Source organism: Bacillus marasmi (genome assembly GCF_902168435.1).
Lineage (GTDB): Bacteria > Bacillota > Bacilli > Bacillales > Cytobacillaceae > Bacillus_BU > Bacillus_BU marasmi.
Map to the genome: position 1 here is coordinate 239,342 of NZ_LR656168.1, position 18,338 is coordinate 257,679.

Here is an 18,338-nt window from a genome sequence, read left to right on the forward strand (position 1 = left end):
TCTACACTCACAATATACTATTTTAAAATACCTAAAACAATGATTTTCACAGTTATTTCACATTTCGATAGTAGTAATTATGAATAAGCTGTGAACAGGTAATTCCCACTCTTTGCCATTAATTTATATATCTCCCACTTTTAAAAAATGCTGTAAGGGAAAAGTCCTATTTTTATCCAAAAAGCGTCTTTTTCAACTATAATATTTTAATAACTTTGAATTTTCCGCTATAATACTCATTACTTATTAATATGATTAAGTGGGTGCCAAAATGGAGTATCATTTGCAGATCATATCTGAACAGGCGATTTTGATTGATTGGGGAAATGAAATCCTTGAAGCTAAGCTCCATCATATTCAGTCGGTCGCTTCACAGCTTGAAAGCCATCCGTTTCCATGGATGATAGAATACGTTCCAGCCTATACGACGATTACTATATATTTTGATCCATTAAAAATTTGGAAGCTTGCTCCTACTCATTTGCTACCAGCCCAATATGCGCTACAGCAAATTGATCAGTTCCTTAACACTATTGAGACAAATCAAGTAACTACGCCTAGAACTGTGATAATCCCAGTTTTTTATGGTGGAGAATTCGGACCTGATTTAGCGTTTGTCGCAAACCATAACGGCATAACCAGCGAAGAAGTCATTAATATCCATACTAGCAACGATTACATCGTGCATATGGTTGGCTTCGCACCAGGCTTCCCTTATTTAGGTGGACTATCCGAAAAAATCTTTGCACCTAGAAGAAATACACCACGCCTTAGTATTCCAGCAGGCTCTGTTGGAATAGCAGGTGGACAAACCGGTGTATACCCGATTGAGTCTCCAGGCGGCTGGCAAGTTATCGGACAAACACCACTTAAACTATTTAGACCAACAAAGGAAATCCCTAGTCTTTTACAGATGGGGGACATCATAAAATTTAAGGCAATCAGCTATGATGATTTTAGAAATTGGGAGGATGACGCTCATGTTGACCATCCTTAAACCTGGCTTGTTTACGAGTATTCAAGATTTAGGAAGATATGGGTTTCAAAAATATGGAGTGATTGCAAGTGGCGCTATGGATCAAGTAGCTCATCGGATAGCCAATATATTAGTAGGAAACCCTGAGAATGCCTCCACTCTTGAAATCACCCTTATCGGTCCGAAAATAAAATTTAATCACGATTGCCTAATTTCTATTTGTGGCGGAGAGGCCGCACCAATAATTGATGGAAAGCGAGTCAAGCTATGGCGACCAGTTTTTGTTAAAGAAGGTAGTGTTCTTGAGTTCGGAGCGATTAAGCTTGGATGCCGTGCGTACATTGCTATTGCAGGAAGCTTTTGTATCCCAGTTGTACTAAATAGCAAATCCACCTATTTCCGAGCTAAACTCGGTGGCTATAAAGGTCGCAGCCTACAAGCTGGTGACAGAATCCCGATTGACTCGCCTAGTGAGCTTTCTCAACGAATAATTGAAAGATTAACATATCGTAAGTCCAAGAATACTTTCCATGAGGCAAACTGGCTCATTAACTCAGCATTAATTCCAGCTTATCGAGAACATCCTACACTTCGAGTGATGAAGGGGAGACAATTTCATCTTTTTGATAAAATTAGTCAATCTAGAATTTTTAATAGTAGTTTTTTGATTACTCCTCAGTCCGACAGGATGGGTTACCGACTTAACGGTACCAGCTTAATGTTAAAAAAACCACAAGAAATGATTTCTGAAGCAGTCAGCTTTGGCACCATTCAAGTTCCAGCAGACGGAAATCCTATCATCCTATTAGCCGACCGGCAAACGACAGGAGGCTATCCTAAAATCGCCCAAATTGCGGCAGTTGATTTACCTTTAGTAGCTCAAGCCAAGCCTGGGTCAACCATCAGATTTATCGAAATATACCAAGCTCAAGCTCAGCTTCTCTACTTACAGCGAGAACGACAAATCGCTGAACTAAAACAAGGAATAAACTTGAAATATCGTTAAGGAGGTACCTTTCCATGCATATGGTAGATATAAATTGTGATATGGGCGAAAGCTTTGGTGCTTATAAAATCGGAAATGACGAAGAGATTCTTGATTTTATTACCTCCGCTAATATCGCCTGTGGGTTTCATGCTGGCGACCCTTCAACAATGCGAAAGACAGTCAAAATGGCACTAGCTAAAAACGTTGGCATTGGCGTCCATCCTGGCTTTCAGGATTTAGTTGGATTTGGAAGGAAGAATATCGACATCACACCGCAGGAAGCTTACGATTTAGTCGTCTATCAAATTGGCGCCCTTCATGCATTTGTTAAATCGGAAGGAAGTAAGCTTGATCATGTTAAACCACACGGTGCCCTTTACAATATGGCTGCGAAAAACAAGCAGTTGGCAGAGGCGATTGCCGAGGCTATATATAAGGTTGACCCTGAGCTTATATTATTTGGGTTAGCTGGAAGTGAGCTCATTAAAGCAGGACAGCGAATCGGACTCCATACGGCTAATGAAGTTTTTTCTGATCGCACCTATCAGCTCGACGGCTCATTAACACCGCGCAGTCAAGAGAATGCCCTTATTAAAGATCATCAGGCTGCCATTAATCAAGTAGTTCGGATGATAAAAGACGGCCAGGTTGCGTCAATCCAAGGAAATGATATTCCGATTAAAGCTGATACAATCTGCATCCATGGCGATGGAGAACACGCTTTACATTATGCAAAATCAATCTCCACAGCACTACAAGAAGCCGGAATTGCTATGTCAAAAATTGGTAACTTCATAAAAAAGTAATGATCAGGCGTCATTATCACAAACCAAAAAAGCTGGCTTAGGTTTCAAACCGATAAGCCAGCTTTTTTATAAACTATTTAATTGCTGCTTCTACTTCCTTCACCATTTCCGCAACAGATACTAGTCCGCCACCAGAGGTATACCAATAATTTGCATCTAGATAGATTACTTTTCCATTTTTAACAGCGTTCGTCTTTTTCACTAAGCTATTTTCAACAATTTGCTTCGCTGATGATTCTCCACCAACAACCACCGCCCCACGGTCTACAACAAACAAGTAATCAGGATTTTTTTCTGCAATGTATTCAAATGAGATACTTTGCCCGTGAGTTGATACTTCAATGCTTTCATCAACAGGGGAAATCCCAAATTCATCATGAATAATACCAAAGCGTGAATTTTTGCCGTACGCACTTACTTTTCCATCATTGGCTAAAATAATTAGCGCCTTTTTATTTAATTTAGACCCTTTTTCATTTAATGCAGCCACTGACTTTTCAATTTTTTCTACTTCCGCTTTGACTTCATTCTCTTTATCAAAGATCTTACCTAGTGTTGTTACATTCTCTTTAAATGATTCCATATATTTTGTTGTATCAACGGCCATATACACTGTAGGAGCAATTTCTGCGAACTTATCATACAGTTCTTGTTGTCTACCAGCAATAATAATTAAATCAGGTTGTAATTCGTTAATTTTCTCAAAATCTGGTTCTTTTGCTGCACCAAGATTCGCATATTTATCATCCTTGTATTTAGATAGATACGTAGGAACATAATCCTTTGGCAAACCTGCTACCTCAACACCTAATGCATCTAATGTATCTAATGTACCAAAGTCGAACACAACAACTTTTTCTGGGTTTTGTTTTACTTTTGTTTCTCCAAATTGATGCTTCACAACGATTTCTTCTACTTTTTCTGTTTTTTTAGCATTGTCAGTGCTTGTCTCTTTTGATGTTTCATTAGAGCTGCATGCTGTAGCGATAAGTGCAATGATTGCGATAATTAATAATAATAGTTGACGTTTCATTTTTCCACCTCTAAAATTTTAAGTAGTAAGTTTTTTTGATTTACTTTTTTTGGCGCCATGCCCCCACAGCTGGCGCCATTTTTATTGCCATTTTTCGTTGAAATTGTCCAGCTCCGGCGGCTAGGGGCTCGAGGTCATAAGCCATTCCGTCAAGAAGGTCAAAGAACGACCTTCTAGCCAGCTCGTCTTATGCTTGTCGCCCCTGAACGAGCCGCCTCCGCTTTTCTACGAGTAATAAACGGCAATTCGATTGTTGTTGATATTTTTAATATCAAAGTTCATATCATAAATTTCACTTAAAGCTTCAGGCGTGATAATCTCCTGGGCTTTTCCTTCCTTCACCACCTTTCCATCCTTAAGAGCTACAATATAGTCGGAATAACAAGACGCGAAATTAATATCGTGAATCACAATGACAATCGTCTTGCCTAATTCATCGACCATGCGGCGTAATACTTTCATGATTTGCACAGAATGCTTCATATCTAAATTATTTAATGGTTCATCAAGTAAAATATATTCTGTGTCTTGAGCAAGGACCATCGCAATAAACGCTCGTTGCTTTTGACCCCCACTTAATTCATCAAGGTATTTATCTTGAATGTCCTGTAGCCCCATATACTGAATCGCTTCGTCTACAAACTTCCAGTCTTCCTTCGTTAACTTGCCTTGTGAGTATGGAAATCTCCCAAAAGACACTAGCTCTTTAATGGTGAGACGCAAGTTAATGACATTGGATTGCTTTAAGATTGATAGCTTTTTAGCCAGTTCACTGCTTTTTGTTTTACTTAGCTCTACATTATCAATCAGTATTTCACCTGTGTCTTTCGAAACTAAACGACTGACCATCGATAGCAAGGTACTCTTCCCTGCTCCATTCGGACCGATAAAGGTTGTAATCGTCCCTTTTTCAATTTTCACCGTCACATCATCAACGACTTTTTTATTTCCAAACAGCTTTGTAACTTTTTTTACATCTACCATTTTTTATTCTCCTTTAATAGAAGATAGATAAAGTACACTCCACCTATAAAGTTAATAATGACACTTAGCGTCGTTGAGAAAGTAAATACACGTTCAACGATTAGCTGGCCTCCAACTAAAGCAATAATACTTAGTAAAATCGTACCAATTATTAAATATGAATGTTTGTAAGTATTGAAAAATTGATATGCGACATTCACCACAAGCAATCCCAAAAATGTAATCGGTCCTACAAGGGCAGTGGAGATTGAAATTAATATTGCAATGACAATCAATAATCGTTTTACAACATAATCATAGTCAACACCAAGATTAACAGCCTGTTCTTTGCCAAGTGACATAACATCCAAATATTTAAAAAAGCGATACCCATAAATACACACTGCTACTATCAAAAATACTGATAAATAAAGGAGCTCTGTCTTGATGTTATTGAAGCTCGCAAACATCTTATCTTGAATCAGTAAAAATTCATTTGGGTCAATCATGACTTGCATAAATGAAGATAAACTTTGAAACAATGTCCCAAATATCAAACCAATTAAAAGCAGAAAATAAATATTGTTTCCTTCACGCTTAAATAAAACCTTATAAAGAATACCTGAGAACATAACCATTAAAGCAATCGAAAGGATAAAATTAACATTTTTATTCATCAGCGTAAGATTACCTGAACCAAATACAAAAACTAGCAAAGTTTGAATGAGCATGTAAAGTGAATCAAGTCCAATGATGCTCGGAGTTAATATGCGATTGTTCGTAATTGTTTGGAACACCAAAGTTGAAATACCAATCGCTGCACCAGTAAGGACAATCGCCAATATTTTTAATCCGCGTTTTGGTAAAACATAATCCCATTGAGTTCCTACATCTGTAAAAACAAAAACGGCAATCAGGGCAAGCGAGATTATTACAAGAATCGTAGTTTTTAATTTATTGTGCATATGCCCTTCTCCTCATTAACATGTAAATAAAGATGCCGCTGCCAATGACTCCTACCGTTAGTCCAATTGGGATTTCAAACGGGAAGATAATCAAACGTCCGAGAACATCACAGGCTAGCAAGAACACAGCACCAAGTACCGCAGTATGAGTAAGGCTCTTTTTTAAATTATCTCCTTGATAAAGACTAACGATGTTCGGGACAACCAAACCAAGAAACGGAATCATACCAACAGTTAAGATCACAACAGCGGTTACAAGAGCGACAATCATTAACCCGAGATTGACAATAAACTTATAGTTCAATCCCAGATTCACCGCAAATTCTTCTCCCATCCCAGCAACGGTAAACTTATTCGCATAAAGGTATGCAATAATTACTAGGGGAATACTTATGTAAATTAATTCATATTGACCGGCAATAATCATTGAAAAATCACCTTGCAGCCAGGATGAAATATTTTGAATCAAGTCATTTTTATAAGCGAAAAACGTCGTAATCGAATCGATGATGTTACCAAACATTAAGCCGACCAGCGGAATAAAGATAACATCCTTAAATTTGATTTTTTCTAATATTTTCATAAACAAAAAGGTTCCTAGAAGCGCAAATACAAATGCCACAAACATTTTTTCTAGCGGACTAGCTGATGTGAATACTAACAGCGCCACGAGAATACCAAGCTTTGCAGAATCCTCTGTTCCAGCAGTTGTTGGTGATACAAATTTATTCCGGCTCAATTGTTGCATAATCAAACCACTTATACTTATGCTCATACCCGCAATAATAATACTGACCAAGCGCGGAACCCTACTCACTAAAAATACTTGCGTCTCCTCTTCCTTAAAATGAATCAAATCTAGCGGTGAGATATTACTTACGCCAATAAAGAGTGATGCAAAGCTTAGTATGATTAATCCAATTAATAAAAACCTTAATTTCAAATCGTTCCTCACCTTTCTGAAAATCAGAGGAGTCTTGTTTGTTAATGAGATTGATTCTCATTTGAACCTTTAAAAAAAGCATCATTTCTGATGAGTTGTTCGGGAATGAAATTCATTCTCATTTACATTACATTATTACTATACATAGGATGTTTTGCGCTGTCAATGGAGTTTTTTGATTTTTAAAAAAAGAAGACACTAAAGACATTTTGGTCTTTAGTGTTTTTTCAAAATGGCATTATCGATGAATGCTAAATTTTGTGTTGCGTATGGTCTGGTTCACCACTTCAGAAAACACGAGCCCCATCCCAATCGCTCCTGACAGCATTGTCGCCTTTGCCGCAAGGGTAATCGCTGTATTGTAGTCGTTTTCAACAAAATGGCGCATAGTATCATAAGCCAAACCACCAGGAACAAGTGGAATAATACCTGCTACACTAAAGATAATCACTGGGCTTTTATAGCGTTTGGCAAAAATCTGGCTGATGACAGCGACAAAAAAGGACGCTGCCAAGGTGGCCATAACAACATCTACGCCTTCTTTCACCAATATGACGTACATGATCCATCCCAACATTCCAACCAACCCACATTTCAACAAGGTTTGTTTTGGAACATTAAACAATATTCCAAAGCCTGCTGTTGATATAAAACTAGTGAGGAGTTGTTCAATAATCATCATGAATGTAAACTTCCCCCTATTTATCATTTTTATAGAAAGGATAAGACAATTGCAATACCCGATCCAATTGCAAATGCAGTCAGCATCGCCTCTGCACCCTTGGATAAACCTGAAACTAGGTGCCCTGCCATTAAATCACGTACCGCGTTAGTTAGTAAGAGCCCGGGAACTAATGGCATGACTGAGCCAATAATAATCTTATCGAGCTCAGACCCTATCCCTATTTTTACAAAAATAAAGGCAATTAGGCCTAACAGAAAGGATGCTGTAAATTCCGAGAAAAATTTGATCGGCACCAATTTATGTAAATACACCGAGCTAAAATAGCCAACTCCTCCTGAAACCATTGCTGGAACAAAATCACTCCAACCACCTTTGAACATTATTAAAAAACAACCGCTGGCAACAGCAGCAGCTACCGTTCGCACAAACAATGAAAAGGAATGGGCATCAACTTCAATTTCCTTGAGTGATTGATGCGCATATTTAAACGTGATTTCACCGGCAGCAATTTGCCTAGATATATTATTAACTAAAGTAACTTTCCTTAAATCAGTTGTTCTGTCGGCAATCCGAATCAATCTCGTTTTTGTAGGTTCAGCACCCTCTGCTGAAAAGAAGATTCCCGTTGGCGTTACATAGCTATGTGTTTCAGGTATGCCTAATGCTTTTGCCATTCGCATCATTGTGTCTTCAACCCGATACGTCTCTGCCCCATTTTGGAGCATTATTTTCCCAGCTAATAAGCATAGGTCCAGTATTTCATATGTTTGTTCGACATTTTCTTCCACTATTTTCACCTTGACTTTTCTATATCACAATAATAGTAGTTTAACCTAAGTAAGGTTATTGAACAATGATGATTCGGAGAAATCGATTTTGTCTAGATTATTATAGAAAATTCATAGAATTGTCAGATTTGCAAATTATGATAATAATAACAAAACGAAAAGGTGGTATATAAAATGGAAAGATTCAAATTTGTATTTTCAGGTATTACAGGAGTGGTGGCAACAGCTATGCTTGTGTTATTGGGTGGATTATTTTAGTAAAACATTTTCCCCGCCACTCAATTTCCGAAAAATATAGACTCACTTTATCCCCTAACTGTTTAGCTAAGGAAAACATATTTTTCCTTAGCTATTTTTTTTTGGAATTAAATTTGTTTACTGCCCCTTTTTTCAGACTTTTTTCATGTACAAGGAGTAATCTACAGACAACTAAGGTATACAGGGAGGCTTTTTTAATGAAAACTTTGCAAATGGCGCTCTTGGCTTTGTTTTTTATGTTTGCTTTGAATTTTGGACTAACTGGAAGCAACGTTGTCTCTGCAGATGATGATGACTACGAGAAATATGAACAGTATGAAGAAGGCGAGGAACACGAAAAAGATGGTCCTTACGAGGAATTAGGAGAAACTATAGGTTGGGGAACAATTATTGCTATGGGAATTGCAGGCATCATTTTCCCGCTTAGAAGATCGATGAAAACAGTTACGACTAATTTCCCAGAAGCAAAAAAAGGCTATATTTCACTTACGAAGTTTTTTGGGAAATTTCATATTCCAATTGGAATCATCGCTCTTGGCTTAAGTATTTTCCACGGTATTACGATGTATGTTAGTGAGGGCGAACTAGAAGGTGACGGCATCATCGGACTTGGTTCTGTGGTATTAATGCTGATTGCTGGTCTCATTGGTGCTGTATTATTCAAAAATAAAAAAGCGAAAAGCCTTCGAACAACCCATACCATTTTAATCGTGTTTGCTATGTTTATAGGTGTTGTTCATATTTTTGCCTCTTAACTTATTATATTTTAAAGAAGCTAGGACAAAACTAAAATCGTATGATTAAAGTTCAGTGTTGATTTTACATGTAGGTATGAGAATAAGCGGAGAATTTCCCGTTATTGTACCTAAGGGGTGCCAATTGAGATGAAATAAGAGGAGAATTTCCGCTTAACTACTCCCCAAAAGGCAAAATCCAGTGATTTTTATGAAATAAGTGGAAAAACTCCCTTTATTCTTAGCAAAAATACCATATTTCTCAAAATAAGCGGAATTATTCCCTTTATTTTCATACACAAGGAAATCAACATTTGGGTTACCAGATCCACATGCAAAAAATTTTTCACATCAATGTTATCCACAGTTAGTTCAAGGTAGTGTCCATTGTAAATAGGAAAAAAAATCGAACTATCGGGAAATTCAAAGTTAAAATTTCGCACGATAGTTCGTTTTTTTTATTTAGTTGAAATACTTATGTCCCAAACTAATTGTTTTATTACGCGTTGTCTAGATAAAATTATTTCAATAGCTTCGATATTTCACTCTTAAGGATTCCTTTTTTCTCCCATTCCTTAACTTGTTCTTCGGATTTATCGAGGAGCTTACTGACGATATCAATGCTGTGCTCTCCAAGCTTCGGAGGCGGAGTTTGGTTCTTCTGCTTTAAATCACCATGCATCTTCACTTGCTCATCCCCCCACGCAGCAGTATAAACATTTTGATTTCCATAACCTTTAAGTTCATTAATTTCGAGAATCGGAGTCAAACAGCAATCCACCCCACGACCGAACGCTGCCCATTCCTCCAATGTTTTTTGTAAAAATAAATCCTTGACCTCGAGGTAAACCGGATTACTTTCGTTTGCCTCTGTTCCATGAGCGCTAATCCATTCTGGACGATTGACTGCATGACAAAAGTTTTCCCAGAATTTAAATTCTAATGCACCAAAGCCCACAAACCGCCTATCCTTGGTTGGATAGATGGCATAAGAGATCATCGTTCCATTTAATACAGATAACCCTTGTCCAAAGCCTGTTTCCTCTGCTACTACTGCGTGATTGACCATAATTGAGGTCATCACATCAGTTACTGAAATAGAATGATAGCTTCCCTTTCCTGTTTGTTGCTTTGAGATGATACCAGTAAGAATTCGTTCACTAGCAGCAAATGCTCCGATGTAATCCGCAAAAGTGATGGTCGGATGGATTGGCTCACCGTGACTATTTTTCATTTGTGACAGGACTCCGCTTAACGATAAAAAGTTTAGATCGTGACTTCCTAATTTGCTCAGATCCCCCTCTTGTCCATAGCCAGTAATCGAGCAATAGACTATTTCTTGTTTAAGTTCTTTTACTGCTTCGTAACCTAGACCAAGCTTGTCCATTACACCAGGTCTGAAGCTTTCAACGATTACGTCTGATTTTTTTATCATTTGCTGAACAATTTCCTTGCCTTCTGCTGTTTTTAGGTTAACTGCTAGGCTTTTTTTGTTGCGATTCATTGCTCTGAATACAGGGCCTTCCTTATCACCAATTACTTCAGTGATTCTGGCTAAATCTCCAGTTAAGGATTCAATTTTAATAACCTCTGCGCCAAGTTCTGCTAATCTTAGTGTCGCAAAAGGTCCTGGAATATAATTGCTGAAATCTAAAATTCTAATATTCGATAGCATTCGTGCTAGCCTACCTTTCAAATATGTTTCGGTCTAGTTCCGTTTTTAGTTACTTGTCTTTATTTTACAATGAATTTACTGATTTTTTAGAAAATTTAATACCCAAACATTCGACAGTTTTTTTGACAGGATTTTATTGGGGTGGTCGTGGGTGCTTTGGTTTTAGGGACATCTATGGGGTTTGCGGGTTTCATTCATGATCTTTAGTTACCGCTTGGGCGTTTTTTCGAGGGAGCGGTAATCATTCGCTTTCTATGGTTACCACTTGGGCCTTTTTTTCGAGGGAGCGGGCTCCATTCCGTAAATCCTTACATTAGAAAAAGCCGCCCAATACAATGGAGCGACTTTATCTCTACGCATACTATTATTTATTTAATTGGCTTTCATATATTTTCAAATTTGCATAAATCGTTTCAAGCACTGGAACTGAAATTCCATATTCCTTTGCTTTGGAGATTAAGTAACCTTGTAAATGATCGGCTTCAATTGATAAGCCTTTTTCCATATCACGTTGCATTGAAGACTTCATTCCGTATCCAACCTTGTAGAATTTTTCGAGTTCTACATCAACAGCATTTTCCATTAGAGGTGCTTCGATTTTGTTCATAACTGCAGCAATTTCATCGAATAACTTTTTGATTAACTCAGCTCCAGTTGGCTCCTCACGAATTGGGCCCATCGGAGCTCGCATTAATGTGGTCATGCCCGACATGGCAGTAATGAACATATATTTATGCCACATTTCCTGCATAATATTTTGTCTGAGACGGAAGTTTGCTTTCGTACCTTCAAAAGTTGATGCTAGTTTTTGAACACGTTCAGTTATTTCACCATTCCGTTCTCCAAACATGAGTGTGTGAGCTGGGCTAGTTTGAACAACATCACCTTCAGCATTTAAGGTTGATTCGATAAAACACAAACCACCTAGTACTTTTTCATCACCAAATGTTTCTATTAATTTTTCCACTTGGATAATTCCATTTAATAGGGGGACAATCATGGTTTTTTCACTAACAAACGGTTTGATGCTATCTATTGCCCCTTGGAGGTGATAGGCTTTCGTGGAAAGAAGTATAACATCAAACGCTTCCGCTTGATCACCTGCCGAGATTGTCTTTGGTTGTAGCGTAACATCTCCGTTTATACTCTTGATGACTAGCCCATTCTTCTCTAATTGCTTTTTACGATTCTCTCTTACTAAAAAAGTAACATCCTCGCCTTTTTCAACTAAACGGCCGCCAAAATAACCACCCACGGCTCCTGCTCCGACAACTAAAACTCTCATTCAATACCTCCTAATAGAATTAGTAAATTTAACAGTTTCTCAATAATCCTATTATAAGGGTAAATTTCATTAATATTATAGAGATATGCAAATTGTTGGGAAAATAAATGAAGTTGACTCTACGTGACCAAATGTGATGAAAACTCAGACATATGGGCACGTATACCGTTTCTACGTGACCTATTTCGATGGAAGCTCAGCAAAATGGGCACGTATTGGGATTCTACGTGACCAATTCCGATGGAAACTCTGACAATTGGGCACGTATAGAGACTCTATGTGACCAATTCCGATGGGGACTCAGCATAATGGGCACGTATACTTTTTCTACGTGACCAATTCCGATGGGAACTCGGCAAAATGGGCACGTATACTTTTTCTACGTGACCAATTCCGATGGGAACTCGGCAAAATGGGCACGTATACTTTTTCTACGTGACCAATTCCGATGGGAACTCGGCAAAATGGGCACGTATACTTTTTCTACGTGACCAAATACGATAGGAACCCAGCAAATTGGGCACGTATACTTTTTCTACGTGACCAAATACGATAGGAACTCAGCCAAATGGGCACGTATACTTTTTCTACGTGACCAAATTTGATAGGAACTCAGCCAAATGGGCACGTATACCGTTTCTACGTGACCAAATACGATGGGAACTCGGCAAAATGGGCACGTATAGAGACTCTACGTGCCCATTTCCGATGGGTACTCAGCAAGAAGGGCACATATTGCGCTCAACATTCAGTGTCCCCATCCCCTACATTATTATTAGGATTTCAATACATCTTTCACATAACTGCAATAACCTGAGATATTATGCTCCACATCATCAATTCTGCATCGGAAAGAATGATGGCGAATAAAGAATCCATTTAAAATTTTACCTGGGTTGGCAAAATACATCGCAACTTCAGGGAAGAAAAACCCATTTAATTGATAATGTGCTCGATGATGAATAACAGCTAAAAGCCGTTCTTCATCAAAATCTGATAGCAATTCATGCTTGTTTAATTCTTTTATTCTATTAATCATTTTGTATGCTGCGGTTGTTAATTCCAAAAAGGTTGGATAGGTTGTTTCCCGTTCCATCATAAAGGTTAATTTGTCCTTCACATTATCTAATCCAAAGCGAAAATATTTATCGAGCGGTTTATATTGCGTTAATTCGTTTGTACAGTAACTGAGCCAATGGTCGTGATGCTTCCAATAGTTATTTTCTATAAAATAGTTAAAGGCCTTTTCAACGATTTCGAGCCATTTTGGGTTACGGTCTAGTTCGTATAGTCTCATCAAAGCAAAAGCCGCTTCCCCATCATAATAAATAATTCTAAATGCTTCCTTCACGGATAAATCCGGATTTAAAATATGAATGAATTGTCCAGTTTCCGGGTTTTGCATTTTTTCAATGCCTGCGGCTAATTGCCTCATTAATGGTAAATACTTCTCATCCTTGAAAACTTTTGTATATTTTGAGTATGCAAGAATAGCTGCAGCATTTGCCCCTAGTTTTATTTCGGAATCGCTGGATTTTTCCTGAACATAAGCAAGAATTTTTCCATCTTGATTGTATTTAGCAATTGCCTCCAGTTCAAGATACTCAAGTGCTTTTCGAATCGGTTGAATCAATTCTGGCGATTGCGACATCTCGTATGCTTCGTTTAAAGCATATGTGGAGCTTGCATGCCGTAATATATTGTAAAAATTAATCTTTTTATTGAAGCAAGGGAAGTAACCATAGATATACTTGCCATTGTTTTGGACTTGATTTGCAAGGAATTGAGATGATTTTCGAACTATATCCAGAACGTCTTCACGATCCAAGCTAGGAGCTTTTCTTCTTCCATTACTAAGTAACGAAGCTTCAAGTTCCAAGAATTCCCCATCAAAAAAGTAACTAGTAGTCGTGAATAAAACAATCCCTTTTACAGCATTAAAATTTATTTTCCCTTTCAAATTCCGATAATGATTACAATAATAATTCATGTTATCTTCGCTTAAATACGCACGGTTATGCTCTTTGTCAAATTTGATAAATGCATTAGCATTTACCTCTTGTTCTATAAATGCCAGGTTAAAATCAGAATCTAGTGAAAATCCGTATCGAAAATAGTTTGAGCGCGTTTTTGTGATTTTTGTAATAAAGTCTACAATTGAGATTTCCTCTTGTTGCGTAATGATATCTGCCTTAATCCAATCAGGTTTATAGTTATGCTTTTTTATGTATTTACCAGCTTTATCTGATGCATTTTTCCAGGATGTCTCTAACTGATTACCTGTTCCGCTAAATACAACAGCTCGCATTTCACGACTTCCAATTGAGAGAAAAATGGCTGTTTTTTGTTGTGTAGATAATTGAGTTTGTAGGGTTTGAAAATGAGGAGTTATTTTTTCTTTAAAAACTTTCATTTGTTGTTTATACTGTTCAAGCGCATTGTTACTTCTAAGCTTCACTATTGTTTTCATCATATTACCTCTTTTATTTTAGAAAATGGCAAATACCCACAAACTTACTGTGGGTATTTGCTTTTGTCTTAGTTTGCTTTCTTACGGTTGAACAATCTTGTAGCAAGTCCCATTAACGCAGTTGCCAAACCTAGTAATCCAAGATTCGTGGTGTTGGTGGCTGTGACTGGAAGTTTATTCCCTGAAGATTTGACATCCTTTTTGTCAGTTTTGGTGTCTGGTTTTGTATCATTATCTTGATCTTTGTCAGCATCGGCATCCGCGTCGGCGTCAGCATCCGCGTCAGCATCCGCGTCAGCATCCGCGTCGGCATCTGCATCCGCGTCAGCATCCGCGTCGGCATCGGCGTCTGCATCGGCGTCGGCATCGGCATCAGCGTCCGCATCCGCGTCAGCATCCGCATCCGCATCGGCGTCGGCGTCTGCATCGGCGTCCGCATCCGCGTCAGCATCTGCGTCAGCATCGGCATCTGCGTCAGCATCTGCGTCAGCATCTGCGTCGGCGTCGGCGTCGGCATCAGCATCGGCGTCGGCATCAGCGTCCGCATCCGCATCCGCATCCGCATCGGCGTCAGCATCCGCGTCGGCATCGGCGTCAGCATCCGCATCCGCATCGGCGTCAGCATCTGCATCGGCATCCGCATCGGCGTCGGCGTCAGCATCCGCGTCAGCATCCGCGTCAGCATCAGCATCCGCATCCGCATCCGCATCGGCGTCTGCATCGGCGTCGGCATCCGCATCCGCATCTGCATCCGCATCGGCATCTGCATCCGCGTCGGCATCCGCATCGGCGTCGGCGTCAGCATCCGCATCTGCATCAGCGTCGGCATCCGCATCTGCATCGGCATCTGCATCGGCGTCAGCATCCGCATCTGCATCCGCGTCAGCATCCGCATCTGCATCCGCGTCGGCATCCGCATCAGCGTCAGCATCCGCATCCGCATCCGCATCCGCATCAGCGTCAGCATCCGCATCTGCATCAGCGTCAGCATCCGCATCGGCGTCAGCATCCGCATCGGCGTCAGCATCCGCATCGGCGTCGGCATCCGCATCGGCGTCAGCATCGGCGTCAGCATCCGCGTCGGCATCCGCGTCAGCATCCGCGTCAGCGTCAGCATCGGCGTCAGCATCCGCATCCGCATCTGCATCTGCATCTGCGTCTGCGTCTGCGTCGCTATCATCGTTTGGAACTGGAATATCTAATTGATTGTTTTGGTTAGGTAAAATTTCTACTTCAACAACTTGATCATTTGTATCTGCAATAAAGGTATAAAGGCCATCCTCTGCTTCTGGAAGTGAATTCATAGGAATTTCTAAATGTAATGTAAATTCAGCATCAACCTCTGCTAATGCTAAAATATGACCAATTTCAAAATAGATTAATCCTTTATCTAAATCCACCTTAAGTTCTCCAGGTTCAAAAGTTCCCTCAGTTACGATACCTAAAGATAGTAGACTACTATATGTGTAGTTTGCAGTAATAGAATTAATAAAATCAGGGTCTGCTAATAATTCAGCAAACTCTTCTGGCATTTGAATAATTAACTTTGCATTTTGAAAAGCTGATGCTCCAATTAACTTTGAACCACTATAATCCATCGTAATTTTATGTGTTACTGGATCCATTCCACCTGTTAATGATTGATGATCCAATACCGTTGCATTAGTAGGTAACCCCGGAATTGGAAGCTCTGGAAATAATGGTGGTATAGGTACATTTAAGTTAACCCCTGCATTCACCAACGGAGATTGTGAAGGTTGTACAATCCCTGTACCTAACAACAAAGACCTAGTTTCTACTGCGGCAGCACCCGCATTTTGTGGTGTTATCGCCAAGGTTGTTGTGGCTAAAACAGCAGCTACACGCAATGCTAAGGCAGCCTTTCGCTTGTTCATCCTTTTCTTGTAATCAACATTTTTCTTACTCACCAATAAACCCCTCCCTGGAAATTTATGTGATTTTCGTCACTCCAAAGCCATAATAGGCATAATATTCTGTCGTTTCAAGGTTTGAATTGGTGTATTTTGTAAATTTTTTAGATTTTTTGAAAAAATTACTGATATTGTCACATTTTTACAATATTTACCTATTTTTACAATTTTTCCATCATGATAATATAAAATAATAAAACCGATAGCATCATATGTTACACGCAAAAAAGAGCAGGGGAATATTCCCCTGCCCTTTAATTACTTATTGCTTAATGTACAGCTTTCTTAAATCCTAGCATTTTAATTAAAATTCCGGCTATTACAGTTAATAAACCTAGTAATCCGATATTGGCAATGTTAGTATTTGTGATTGGTAATAAATTACCTAATCCACCATTATTAGTTCCAGGATTATTTCCTGTAGCGCCAGGCTTATCAGTATTACCGTCATTATTTCCACCGTTGTTTCCACCTGGTGGTGTTACACTATCATCGTCTTTTGGACATTCCCCTTTAGAAAACTTAACTGGAACGCTAAGTGCTGCTGCTTGTGATTCTAAAACAGATACATCAATGAATGCATTAGAAGTGTATGCATTAAACGTATATTCGTTATCAACAGCACATGGAAGCTTGTCTAGAGCGATTTCAAGTGTAAAATTATAAATCGATTGTGGTAATAGAGTTAGTCGAAGTAAATCTGAATAATTCATATAAACACTGTTTGTTGCTGCATCGATATGAATTTGATCTGCACTAAATGATCCTTTGCTTTTTAATAGGTCAAGACCTAGAACACTAATTGTAGGAACATCGTATGATGCAGTTAAAGATTTTTTGAAGTTTGGATCCTTTAATAGGCTCGCAAATTCGTCTGGCATTTTAAATACAACTTTAATATCTTCTAAAACACCAAGATCTAGTACACCTTCACCAGAATAATTTAAAGTAATCTTTTTAGAAAATGAATCTAATGATGATGGAGTTCCAGTTAATATTTGATTGGTTAACAGAGTAGTATTAACCAAGCCAGAAGTACCACCTTGTCCACCAGTACCATTTGGCAACACTTCAACCTTTACTCCAGGATTTAACACTTCAACATTTGCTACTGGTGTATTTACAGATACACCTGGATTAAGAACTCCAACATTACCTACTGGTGTTTTCACAACTGCACCCTTGTCTTGTGGTTCAACAGAAACTGGTAATCCTCCAGGATTTTGTAGCCCGCCAGGCACAACGCCATCGACAGTTTTTACTACACCAGATACTACCCCACCAACTGGTTCAAGAATAGGTTGTGTTACTCCTGATACAGTTCCGACTGGATCGCTTACAACACCTGTAACTGTTCCAACTGGATCTGTCAGTACACCACCGACTACACCTGTTAATTGTGAAGTCGTATCAGTTAAACCTTTCGTTAAACCTTGTAGTAATGCCGCAGATGTTTGAATTGGAGCAAACATAATCGTAGCTGCAGTAACAATTGCTGAAACCTTTACTGCTAAAACTTTTCCCCGACTAACAAATTTTTTACTTTTTACTTCATGTCTCACTTTGTAAACCCTCCCCAAGGTTTGTGATGTTTATCACTCGAGTAGATAATAGATGTATTCTTTTGTCGAATCAAGCAATTCTGAAAAATAAAAAGATTAAATTTTTAATATCTCAAAAAAATTTAATAAAACAGACACATTTGCTGGATTTTATTGTAAAATATTGTTAATGTAACATATATTTCCCTTTTTACGATAACCTACCCACTATGCGTATGTTGTTTATCGAAACTCTGCGAATCCTTCCTAAATAAAAAAGAAGCAGAAAACTCCTGC

15 protein-coding genes are annotated in these 18,338 nt (G+C 38.7%); 4 read left to right on the plus strand and 11 right to left on the minus strand.

Annotated features, from left to right (window positions below; genetic code table 11):
- Nucleotides 1-271: 271 nt before the first annotated feature.
- From pxpB to FXW34_RS08680, 3 genes are read left to right on the plus strand one after another with little or no spacing between them, the layout of a single operon-like run.
- Nucleotides 272-997, plus strand: coding sequence for a 5-oxoprolinase subunit PxpB (pxpB, locus tag FXW34_RS08670; RefSeq protein WP_147533579.1), 726 nt, complete (start codon nt 272-274; stop codon nt 995-997).
- Nucleotides 981-1,982 carry a 5-oxoprolinase subunit C family protein gene (locus FXW34_RS08675; RefSeq protein ID WP_147533580.1) on the plus strand — a complete coding sequence of 334 codons (1,002 nt, stop codon included), beginning with the start codon at nt 981-983 and terminating at the stop codon, nt 1,980-1,982. The genes pxpB and FXW34_RS08675 overlap by 17 nt, the downstream gene beginning before the upstream one ends.
- Before the next feature lie 14 nt (nt 1,983-1,996).
- The gene (locus tag FXW34_RS08680) at nt 1,997-2,770 is read left to right on the plus strand and encodes a 5-oxoprolinase subunit PxpA (RefSeq protein ID WP_147533581.1); all 774 of its coding nucleotides are present in this window, start codon (nt 1,997-1,999) and stop codon (nt 2,768-2,770) included.
- 73 nt (nt 2,771-2,843) lie between these two features.
- On the opposite strand, the gene FXW34_RS08685 is transcribed toward FXW34_RS08680, so the two are convergent.
- From FXW34_RS08685 to FXW34_RS08710, 6 genes are all read right to left on the minus strand, one after another.
- Nucleotides 2,844-3,803: a siderophore ABC transporter substrate-binding protein gene (locus FXW34_RS08685; protein WP_147533582.1), complete on the minus strand. Its 960-nt coding sequence runs from the start codon at nt 3,801-3,803 to the stop codon at nt 2,844-2,846.
- A gap of 225 nt (nt 3,804-4,028) precedes the next feature.
- On the minus strand, nt 4,029-4,787 hold the full coding sequence (locus tag FXW34_RS08690; RefSeq protein ID WP_147533583.1) for an iron ABC transporter ATP-binding protein: 759 nt from the start codon (nt 4,785-4,787) through the stop codon (nt 4,029-4,031).
- A complete protein-coding gene (locus tag FXW34_RS08695) occupies nt 4,781-5,731 on the minus strand; it encodes an iron chelate uptake ABC transporter family permease subunit (RefSeq protein WP_147533584.1) in 951 nt (316 codons plus the stop codon). Before FXW34_RS08695 ends, FXW34_RS08690 begins: the two co-directional genes overlap by 7 nt.
- Complete coding sequence (locus tag FXW34_RS08700; protein ID WP_147533585.1) at nt 5,721-6,674, minus strand: ABC transporter permease; 954 nt, start codon at nt 6,672-6,674, stop codon at nt 5,721-5,723. The genes FXW34_RS08695 and FXW34_RS08700 overlap by 11 nt, the downstream gene beginning before the upstream one ends.
- Before the next feature lie 238 nt (nt 6,675-6,912).
- Complete coding sequence (locus tag FXW34_RS08705; protein ID WP_147533586.1) at nt 6,913-7,356, minus strand: threonine/serine exporter family protein; 444 nt, start codon at nt 7,354-7,356, stop codon at nt 6,913-6,915.
- A 29-nt stretch (nt 7,357-7,385) separates the two neighbouring features.
- Nucleotides 7,386-8,147 (minus strand): threonine/serine exporter family protein, encoded by a 762-nt coding sequence (locus tag FXW34_RS08710; RefSeq protein ID WP_425457411.1) that lies wholly within the window; start codon nt 8,145-8,147, stop codon nt 7,386-7,388.
- A gap of 455 nt (nt 8,148-8,602) precedes the next feature.
- Between FXW34_RS08710 and FXW34_RS08715 the strand changes: the two genes are divergently transcribed.
- Nucleotides 8,603-9,160 (plus strand): hypothetical protein, encoded by a 558-nt coding sequence (locus FXW34_RS08715; RefSeq protein ID WP_147533587.1) that lies wholly within the window; start codon nt 8,603-8,605, stop codon nt 9,158-9,160.
- Between the two features lie 499 nt (nt 9,161-9,659).
- On the opposite strand, the gene FXW34_RS08720 is transcribed toward FXW34_RS08715, so the two are convergent.
- The 5 genes from FXW34_RS08720 to FXW34_RS08740 form a co-directional block, all read right to left on the minus strand.
- On the minus strand, nt 9,660-10,814 hold the full coding sequence (locus FXW34_RS08720) for a CaiB/BaiF CoA transferase family protein (RefSeq protein ID WP_147533588.1): 1,155 nt from the start codon (nt 10,812-10,814) through the stop codon (nt 9,660-9,662).
- Nucleotides 10,815-11,178: 364 nt separating this feature from the next.
- Nucleotides 11,179-12,099: a 2-dehydropantoate 2-reductase gene (panE, locus tag FXW34_RS08725; protein ID WP_147533589.1), complete on the minus strand. Its 921-nt coding sequence runs from the start codon at nt 12,097-12,099 to the stop codon at nt 11,179-11,181.
- A 775-nt stretch (nt 12,100-12,874) separates the two neighbouring features.
- Nucleotides 12,875-14,569 (minus strand): hypothetical protein, encoded by a 1,695-nt coding sequence (locus FXW34_RS08730; protein ID WP_147533590.1) that lies wholly within the window; start codon nt 14,567-14,569, stop codon nt 12,875-12,877.
- 68 nt (nt 14,570-14,637) lie between these two features.
- Nucleotides 14,638-16,497, minus strand: coding sequence for a hypothetical protein (locus tag FXW34_RS22875; protein WP_187118888.1), 1,860 nt, complete (start codon nt 16,495-16,497; stop codon nt 14,638-14,640).
- Nucleotides 16,498-16,769: 272 nt separating this feature from the next.
- Nucleotides 16,770-18,062 (minus strand): hypothetical protein, encoded by a 1,293-nt coding sequence (locus tag FXW34_RS08740; RefSeq protein ID WP_147533591.1) that lies wholly within the window; start codon nt 18,060-18,062, stop codon nt 16,770-16,772.
- Nucleotides 18,063-18,338 lie beyond the last annotated feature (276 nt).

Excerpts from the sequence above, each read along its gene's own strand:
- FXW34_RS08690 (WP_147533583.1), bottom strand. The coding sequence starts at position 4,787 with ATGGTAGATGTAAAAAAAGTTACAAAGCTGTTTGGAAATAAAAAAGTC.
- FXW34_RS08680 (WP_147533581.1), top strand. The coding sequence starts at position 1,997 with ATGCATATGGTAGATATAAATTGTGATATGGGCGAAAGCTTTGGTGCT.
- FXW34_RS08715 (WP_147533587.1), top strand. The coding sequence starts at position 8,603 with ATGAAAACTTTGCAAATGGCGCTCTTGGCTTTGTTTTTTATGTTTGCT.
- panE (WP_147533589.1), bottom strand. The coding sequence starts at position 12,099 with ATGAGAGTTTTAGTTGTCGGAGCAGGAGCCGTGGGTGGTTATTTTGGC.
- FXW34_RS08720 (WP_147533588.1), bottom strand. The coding sequence starts at position 10,814 with ATGCTATCGAATATTAGAATTTTAGATTTCAGCAATTATATTCCAGGA.
- FXW34_RS08675 (WP_147533580.1), top strand. The coding sequence starts at position 981 with ATGTTGACCATCCTTAAACCTGGCTTGTTTACGAGTATTCAAGATTTA.
- FXW34_RS08695 (WP_147533584.1), bottom strand. The coding sequence starts at position 5,731 with ATGCACAATAAATTAAAAACTACGATTCTTGTAATAATCTCGCTTGCC.
- pxpB (WP_147533579.1), top strand. The coding sequence starts at position 272 with ATGGAGTATCATTTGCAGATCATATCTGAACAGGCGATTTTGATTGAT.
- FXW34_RS08685 (WP_147533582.1), bottom strand. The coding sequence starts at position 3,803 with ATGAAACGTCAACTATTATTATTAATTATCGCAATCATTGCACTTATC.
- FXW34_RS08705 (WP_147533586.1), bottom strand. The coding sequence starts at position 7,356 with ATGATGATTATTGAACAACTCCTCACTAGTTTTATATCAACAGCAGGC.
- FXW34_RS08730 (WP_147533590.1), bottom strand. The coding sequence starts at position 14,569 with ATGAAAACAATAGTGAAGCTTAGAAGTAACAATGCGCTTGAACAGTAT.